The 7162-nt window shown below is 50.5% G+C and carries 10 protein-coding genes; 1 reads left to right on the forward strand and 9 read right to left on the reverse strand.

Translation table 11 applies throughout. From position 1 onward, the window contains the following. Positions 1-16 precede the first annotated feature (16 nt). From PGL01S_RS23835 to PGL01S_RS23875, 9 genes are all read right to left on the reverse strand, one after another. Positions 17-667 (reverse strand): tRNA1(Val) (adenine(37)-N6)-methyltransferase, encoded by a 651-nt coding sequence (locus PGL01S_RS23835; protein WP_236013587.1) that lies wholly within the window; start codon positions 665-667, stop codon positions 17-19. Positions 668-783: 116 nt separating this feature from the next. Beyond that, on the reverse strand, positions 784-1200 hold the full coding sequence (locus PGL01S_RS23840; RefSeq protein WP_127497037.1) for an initiation-control protein YabA: 417 nt from the start codon (positions 1198-1200) through the stop codon (positions 784-786). 32 nt (positions 1201-1232) lie between these two features. Continuing rightward, positions 1233-2042: a PSP1 domain-containing protein gene (locus tag PGL01S_RS23845; protein ID WP_127497040.1), complete on the reverse strand. Its 810-nt coding sequence runs from the start codon at positions 2040-2042 to the stop codon at positions 1233-1235. 4 nt (positions 2043-2046) lie between these two features. Then, on the reverse strand, positions 2047-3024 hold the full coding sequence (holB, locus tag PGL01S_RS23850; protein WP_127497042.1) for a DNA polymerase III subunit delta': 978 nt from the start codon (positions 3022-3024) through the stop codon (positions 2047-2049). Between the two features lie 15 nt (positions 3025-3039). Next, positions 3040-3483, reverse strand: coding sequence for a YaaR family protein (locus PGL01S_RS23855; RefSeq protein ID WP_127497044.1), 444 nt, complete (start codon positions 3481-3483; stop codon positions 3040-3042). A 16-nt stretch (positions 3484-3499) separates the two neighbouring features. Next, positions 3500-3829 (reverse strand): cyclic di-AMP receptor DarA, encoded by a 330-nt coding sequence (gene darA / locus PGL01S_RS23860; RefSeq protein ID WP_012772016.1) that lies wholly within the window; start codon positions 3827-3829, stop codon positions 3500-3502. Positions 3830-3888: 59 nt separating this feature from the next. Next, positions 3889-4542, reverse strand: a complete 654-nt coding sequence (gene tmk, locus PGL01S_RS23865; protein WP_127497046.1) for a dTMP kinase — start codon at positions 4540-4542, stop codon at positions 3889-3891. A gap of 110 nt (positions 4543-4652) precedes the next feature. Then, positions 4653-6125 (reverse strand): aminotransferase class I/II-fold pyridoxal phosphate-dependent enzyme, encoded by a 1473-nt coding sequence (locus tag PGL01S_RS23870; RefSeq protein ID WP_127497048.1) that lies wholly within the window; start codon positions 6123-6125, stop codon positions 4653-4655. Between the two features lie 90 nt (positions 6126-6215). After that, positions 6216-6407: a sigma factor G inhibitor Gin gene (locus PGL01S_RS23875; protein WP_127497050.1), complete on the reverse strand. Its 192-nt coding sequence runs from the start codon at positions 6405-6407 to the stop codon at positions 6216-6218. 175 nt (positions 6408-6582) lie between these two features. On the opposite strand from PGL01S_RS23875, the gene PGL01S_RS23880 reads away from it, so the two are divergent. After that, positions 6583-7113 (forward strand): transposase, encoded by a 531-nt coding sequence (locus PGL01S_RS23880; RefSeq protein WP_127497052.1) that lies wholly within the window; start codon positions 6583-6585, stop codon positions 7111-7113. Positions 7114-7162 lie beyond the last annotated feature (49 nt).

A 7162-nucleotide genomic window follows, 5' to 3' on the forward strand; every position in this document is an offset into this window, starting at 1 on the left:
CCGTCCGTAATATTGTTTATTCGTATACAAAGACCGGCGGCAGCAGCCTAAGCTCCGGCTTGCCGTCGCGTATCGCCTCTATTAATACCATATTGGCCTCCCCTTGCGCATTGGGATGGATGAACTGCACGCGCTTGGGCTCAAGACGGTATTTCCGCATCGTCTCCATAATATCGATAAACCGCGAAGGACGGTGAACCATAGCCACCTTTCCTCCCGAACGGACAAGCCTTGCGCAGGCATGAACGACATCATCCAGCGTGCAATGTATTTCATGACGGGCGATTGCGTAATGATCATTCTCGTTGGAGTCGCCTGCTTTTACCGCCATGTATGGAGGATTGACCGTTACGGCGTCATAAATACCATTGCCGGCTTCTTTCATGAATATTTTCAGATCCGCCTCTATAATAGAGACCTGCTCCGACAGGTTATTCATCGCTACGCTGCGCCTTGCCATGTCCGCTAGTCTTGGCTGAATCTCAACCGCATCGATCCGCGCATCGGTCCTGGTCGTCAGCAGCATCGGGATTACCCCGTTTCCCGTGCAGAGATCAAGAATTCGTCCGCGCTTCGGAATGGTAGCGAACTTCGATAGCAGCACCGCATCCAGGGAGAAGCTGAATACTTCCCGGCTTTGGATGATATGGAGACCCGTCTCCGTCATCAAATCATCAATTCGTTCATTTGGTTCCAGTCTTACTTCCCGCACCTTTGTCCTAACTCCCCTGACATAAAGATACCGCCCTTCATAGACAAGGACGGTATACTTGCAATGTTCTATTATTTATTAAGGAAGGATAAGCAGAACAAGCAATCTCCTTCTGTCCTCAAATGCCCGTAATATACGTTGCAGATGTGGAATCCTTCGTGATACAGCCTAGCCAAATTATCATGCGCCTCACCGACGAGACCGGCTTGCTGCGATGTATCGTGAACCGTATCTTCCTCCGCATGCACTGCAACCTCCCGGCGGACAGGCTGGACAGCTTGTCCCCCTTGGCGGCTTGCAGTCGACTTTGGCTTCGGCGACGTCTCTCTTTTCAATATTTTGCGCAGCTGTTCGTTTTCCATGCTTAGCTGCTGATTTTCCTCCAGCAGTTCTTTCACACGCTGCTTCAGAACGCCCAGATGAACATGGAAATCACCCATCCGGCTTTCTAATTCATCCATTTGATTAAAGATTTCTTTGTTCTCCAAGCTTTCACCCCAGAGCTTTCAAACGTAGTCGTTCAATTTTCCTTCACAACCACATCGTCGAGCGGCAGCTCCTTCGGTTTACCCGACACATCGAACAACTGCACGTACACAGACTTCGTGGAAGCGTTGATGCCCGTTACTTTGCCTTCGCCATAAGACGTGACGACGATTTTGCCAACGGAAGGAAGCTCCTCCCGCACGCTTTCGTAATTGTCATGCTCATATTTCAAGCAGCACATAAGACGGCCGCATAACCCCGAGATCTTCGTAGGATTTAGCGATAAGTTCTGATCCTTGGCCATCTTGATGGATACCGGTTCGAAATCCCCGAGCCAAGAAGAGCAGCATAATACACGCCCGCATGGCCCGATGCCCCCAAGCATCTTCGCTTCGTCGCGTACGCCGATTTGCCTAAGCTCGATACGCGTACGGAACACACTGGCCAAATCTTTTACCAACTCGCGGAAGTCGACCCTTCCTTCAGCCGTAAAATAGAAAATGATTTTGTTCCGGTCGAACGTGAATTCCACATCAACCAGCTTCATCCTGAGCTGATGATCTCTTATCTTGTCCAAGCAGGTGGCAAAAGCGTTCTTCGCGGCGGCACGGTTCTCCTCCACGACCTTCGCATCTACCTCGCTGGCAATCCGGATCACTTTCTTCAGCGGAAGGACAACGTCTTCTTCACCGACTTCTTTCTGTCCGACCACGACTTTACCGTATTCGATCCCCCTGGCCGTTTCGACAATTACATGCTGGTCCTTGTCCACGGGGTGCAGGGCTGGATCAAAGTAATAAATCTTGCCCGCTTTCTTAAAGCGGACACCGACAACGTTATACAAGGATTTAGCCCTCCTGTAGGTTTACCAATAGTTGCTCGACAGCAAGCTGCGGAGATACGTTGGAACGTATTTTTTTACCCGCTTCAAGCGTATGCTCGATACAAGCAATCCAGCTCTCGATCGGGCGGTTAAACGCATGCTTGCCAATCCAGTCCAACTGATCTATATAAACAATACTTTCCTGCCTTCCGGCCTGAAATTGAATCATGTCTTTGAACCATAATACAAGTAACGACAGCATGAGCTGCGTTTCACCCGCAAGGTCCGTTTTGAAAAATTGCTGCTGGGCGGTGAGCATTCCCGCGGTGAATCGGGTCAGACTCTCCTTCCCTAATTGTATCACTACGTTTCTGATTTCTGCAAACTGATTCTGTTGGATAATCTCTCTAGCACCATCCAGTCCGGAGCTCAATTGAACGGCTGCGCGGGCCAGAGTCGGCGGTGCTCCCTCGTTAACGAGAGACTGCAGCATTTCGTTTGCCGAGAACGGCAGGAATGGCACCCACTGCGCCCTTGAACGAATGGTTGGAAGCACGGCTTGTCCATTATCCGTAATTAGTATGGCAACAATAGGAGAAAGCGGCTCCTCCAAAAATTTAAGCAGACTATTCGCTGCCTGAAGGGTCATTGTCTCCGCGCGTTCGACAATATATACCTTCCGTGAAGTACCGCTTCCCCGGTAAGCAAGCTCGCGCTGGAGCTCGCGTATTTGATCAATCTTGATGGATTGCCCATCCGGCGTAATGGTCAGCAGATCCGGCTGATTCCCATTCTCGAATTTACGGCATTCCAGGCAATGATCACAGGCGTCATCCCCGCCAGACGTGCAAAAGAGTGCCTTGGCGAAGGCTCTGGCCATAGCCTTTCTTCCTGTACCGGAAGGGCCGTAGAACAAATAAGCATGCGAAACCTTGTCGCTCTGCAGCGCATGCTTTAATATTCGCTTCGCTTTCCATTGGCCGGCTACTTGTTCCATGCTCATTGCTGCTTACCCTTTCTAAAACAATAAATTAATTAGAAGTCCGCGAATTTCTCCGATCCGGCCAAGCAGCTCGAGCCTGCCTTGTTCCGTCTCCAGCAGCTCCTCTGCCATGGATACCAGCGCCGAATCAATTTCATCGAGCAGCTTGTATCGCTTGGTCCGGCCTCTTCGATCAAAACCGCGCAGCTCCTTCAGCCCGATCCCGCGTTTGACGGTATCCTCCAGGAACCGCTTCACCATCTGCCGGTACATCTTCAGCTCACGGACCGTCATCGTTCTGGCCAGACGCTCGCCTTGATTATGAATTTCCGTAAGCTTCTGCTGCAGCTGCTCCTGCGTCCGCATGGCATCCTGCTGTACCAGGGCGTCAGAGAAGCTTCTGGCAGGAGCCGGCTTCGTCGCCGTATCTCCGCCTGCACGGTTCTGGCCGAGCGGACGCCAGCTTTGATCGATTTTCATCGCTATTCACGTCCAATCAGAAATGTTCGAACCGCTCAACAGGTACGACGAATACCGCCGCTCCCCCCACTTGCACCTCTACAGGGAAAGGAATGTACGAATCGGTCGAACCGCCAATCGGTGAAACAGGCGTAACCAGCTGATCTCTCACCTTGCAGTTCGAACTGATCACTTGCAGTACCTCGTGAACACGCTCATCTTCTATACCAATCATAAACGTTGTATTGCCTGCGCGAAGGAATCCCCCTGTACTTGCAAGCTTGGTAGCGCGGAAGCCATCCTTCACAAGAGCATTCGACAAACGGTTGCTGTCCTTATCTTGTACAATCGCAATGACTAATTTCATCCTCATTCCTCCCAATTGGTTAGGTTAATAGAACAGGCACGAAGTCATTCCTACGTTGTTTATTGCACATCGGCTGCGAAAAATCCTTTAAATCTGCGGTCAATCGTCAAAATAACTTCTTCCAGTACAGCATTTGCCGCTTTTCCCGCATCAACCTTCACGATCCGCTCCGGAAACTGCTCTAGCAGCTTCCTATAGCCTTCCCGCACTAGCTGGTGAAAAGCAAGCGACTCCAGGTCCAGGCGGTTGACTTCGCGTTCGCCTGCGGCTCTGATCCGGGCTAATCCAACCTCCGGATCGATATCCATGTAAATCGTAAGCTGAGGCATGGCTCCATCCACCGCAAAACGGTTGATCGACCATACCTCCTCCATGCCCAGTCCTCTGGCATGGCCCTGATAAGCGAGGCTGCTGTCCACGAAACGGTCGCAGATGACAATCTGACCGTCCGCAAGCGCCGGCACAACCTTCTCGACCAAATGCTGGCGTCTTGATGCCGCATACAGCAAGGCTTCCGTGCGCGCATCCATTCCCGTGTGGTTACAGTCCAGGATAACGGAACGGATCTGCTCCGCGATCGGGATGCCGCCTGGCTCGCGGGTCGTAATAACGGTTTTGCCCCGCTGCTGCATCGTATGCGCGAGCTGCTCAATCAGTGTTGTTTTGCCGGCACCCTCGCCGCCTTCTATGGTAATAAAGATTCCCTTATTCAACCTCGTATGGCTCCTAACCTTATGCTACTCAACACTATAGTTGTGTATAGTATATATTTTAACAAAGTTCTAACAAAGCGAATACCCTTGTACTACTTATTTTAACCTAATTAACGCGAATATACGGCAATTGTCTGCATCCTGCTGTCGACCGCTCCCTGAAACTTGGCTCCAGTCTCGGCTAATGTCGAAATATACCCTATCATCTCTTTGGTCAACGCTTCTCCCGGGTAAAGAATCGGTATCCCCGGAGGATAAGGTACAACCATTTCCGCGACCTCATAGCCCTCTGACTCTACCAACGGCAGCCTTAGCTGCTCCCTCTTTTTCCGGCTCCATTCTACCGGCTTCTGCGGAGTTGAGAAACCAATACCCGGATAGGAACTTGTTGAAACTCTTACGCTCTTGATTGAGCTGTTTCTGATGATGTGTTCGATCTGTTTGCAGGCAGCCTGGAGCTTTAACCTAGCGTCATCTCCTGTCCGGCATCCCCACACCAATACAACATGCTTGATATCCGCCATCTCCGCCCAGCAGCCCTGCTCCTCCAACAGCTTTTGCAGTTCAAAGCCGGTGACGGTCCCTGTACGATCCCATAAAACAACTCTTAGCGGATCCAAGTTATCGTAAGCTTCTGAGCTTTGATTGGTCGGGAGCACCTTCAAGGCCCCTTCCTCCTGCTCTATCCAAGACCGGAATGCCTGTACGGAAGCAATTCCCGGTTCAAACCATGCTGCCCCATACCGGTCTACCATAACGCGCGCAACATCAAGGGATGCCATAATCGGAAAAGACGGACTTGAACTCTGAATCGCGGCTAGTACTTCTTTTATCGATTCTCTTGGAATCCGGTCCCCCTTCAGATGAAGCATTGCTCCCATCGTTAAGGCGGACAGCGTCTTATGAGTAGACTGTACAACAGCGTCCGCACCGGCCTGCATAGCCGACTCGGGGAATGAAGAGTGTAATCCGTAATGCGCGCCATGCGCTTCGTCTACAAGCAGCATACTATTATAGCCATGTATGAGCTCCGCATAGCTCGTCAGATTAGCAGTCATGCCGTAATAATTGGGATTAGTCAGCATCACGGCTTTAGCTTCGGGATACAGCTTAAGCGCTTGTTCTATGCTCTCTAATGAAGGGGTTGTTGGCAATCCCGTTTCCTCATCCATTCTAGGCATGACAAATACCGCTCTCACCCCTGCTAGCTTTAATCCGTTAAGGACTGACTTATGGACATTACGCTGAACGATCATGAGATCGCCAGGCTCGCATACTCCAAGGATCATCGCCAGATTTCCGGATGTGCTTCCCCCTACGAGAAAAAGGGTCTCATCAGCCCCGAAGCATTGCGCTGCAAGCCTCTGCGCTTCCGCTATGGATGCCTCCGGATGATGCAGATCATCGGTAGAGGACAGCTCCGTCACATCCAGCTTCATCATGCCGGACAGCCAATTCATTGCTTGGTTTTGTTCCTGCTCATATATATGCCCATATCCGTGCCCAGGTACGTGAAATCCAACCGGCTCCGTCTCATAATGCTGTACTAATGCTTCGAACAAAGGGGCGTGCGATCGGTTCATGGTCTAAAAGCTTCCCTTCTATCTATTATTCGTCTATTGTAACGGATTTAGGCACAAAAAAAGAGCGGCATCCTATTAGAAGGACTCCGCTCAGGCGTTTTTCTCAATAAAAATCTGTTTCATTTGATGAATAAAGAAAGGGTACTTGGCGTCCTTAACGTCTGTCCGAACCATTTCGGATTCGCATGACTCGCAAATAAACTCAGAGACGATGCGGATCCCTTCTCCCTCTGCTTTATGCTCCCCGCATATAATGCAATGAAGCGCACGTTCCTCCGACATACCCATCCCGCCTTTCTGTCATCCTATATAGCTATTATTATGGCATATATTCTAGCGGTTTATACTTGTTTCATAGCCCATTTCAAATATTTCTATATCGTATGCAGCATCCGCCTAATTGGTGAATCCAAAACTGCCGATATACTACCTGAGTAACGAAGAAGGGAAGTACAATATGCGTCAATCCTTATTGGAACAGCAAGCGGCCACGATCTATCAATATAAGCTAGTCCGGAGGAAAGTCATCCGCCCTGAGCTAGTCCAAAGCCATATCCTCATTGCAGTCATCCTGCTGGCCTTCCAGCTGCTGATGTACCGCATGGACGGCTTGTTCAGTTGGCTCCTTGGCTTTGCCATCATACAGGTCATTCATCTTGTTATACTGCTGCTTGCCTTTATACGCGTAGACGATGCCGTAGACCGGCGCTGGGTTTGGGGGATTACGCCGCCATGGTTCGGCTTTAAGCCCGCCAACGATATCCGCCTTGCCCTATACCGCCGCGTACACCGCCATCTCTTCTGGATTGGCCTCTGCGCAGTTGCGGTTATGTATCCATGGATCCAGCCGTCCCTCTTGATCAGCATCCTCTGCTGGCATTTATGGCTTATCGTCCCTCGCATACTCTTATCTCTTGCCTTCCGCAAGCAGCGTAAAGACGGCATTCTCCGCCTCCAAAAAAACGAAGCCTCTTATTATCATCAATAAATACCGGGACAAAACAAAAAACCTGCCGCGAAATGCGGCAGGTTCTTCA

It is taken from the genome of Paenibacillus glycanilyticus NBRC 16618, from assembly GCF_004000805.1.
GTDB classification, from domain to species: domain Bacteria; phylum Bacillota; class Bacilli; order Paenibacillales; family Paenibacillaceae; genus Pristimantibacillus; species Pristimantibacillus glycanilyticus.

Bases quoted from the DNA above. Each gene is read 5' to 3' on its own strand.
- darA (WP_012772016.1), bottom strand. From the start codon at position 3,829: ATGAAATTAGTCATTGCGATTGTACAAGATAAGGACAGCAACCGTTTG.
- holB (WP_127497042.1), bottom strand. From the start codon at position 3,024: ATGAGCATGGAACAAGTAGCCGGCCAATGGAAAGCGAAGCGAATATTA.
- PGL01S_RS23855 (WP_127497044.1), bottom strand. From the start codon at position 3,483: ATGAAAATCGATCAAAGCTGGCGTCCGCTCGGCCAGAACCGTGCAGGC.
- PGL01S_RS23880 (WP_127497052.1), top strand. From the start codon at position 6,583: ATGCGTCAATCCTTATTGGAACAGCAAGCGGCCACGATCTATCAATAT.
- PGL01S_RS23870 (WP_127497048.1), bottom strand. From the start codon at position 6,125: ATGAACCGATCGCACGCCCCTTTGTTCGAAGCATTAGTACAGCATTAT.
- PGL01S_RS23875 (WP_127497050.1), bottom strand. From the start codon at position 6,407: ATGTCGGAGGAACGTGCGCTTCATTGCATTATATGCGGGGAGCATAAA.
- PGL01S_RS23835 (WP_236013587.1), bottom strand. From the start codon at position 667: ATGACGGAGACGGGTCTCCATATCATCCAAAGCCGGGAAGTATTCAGC.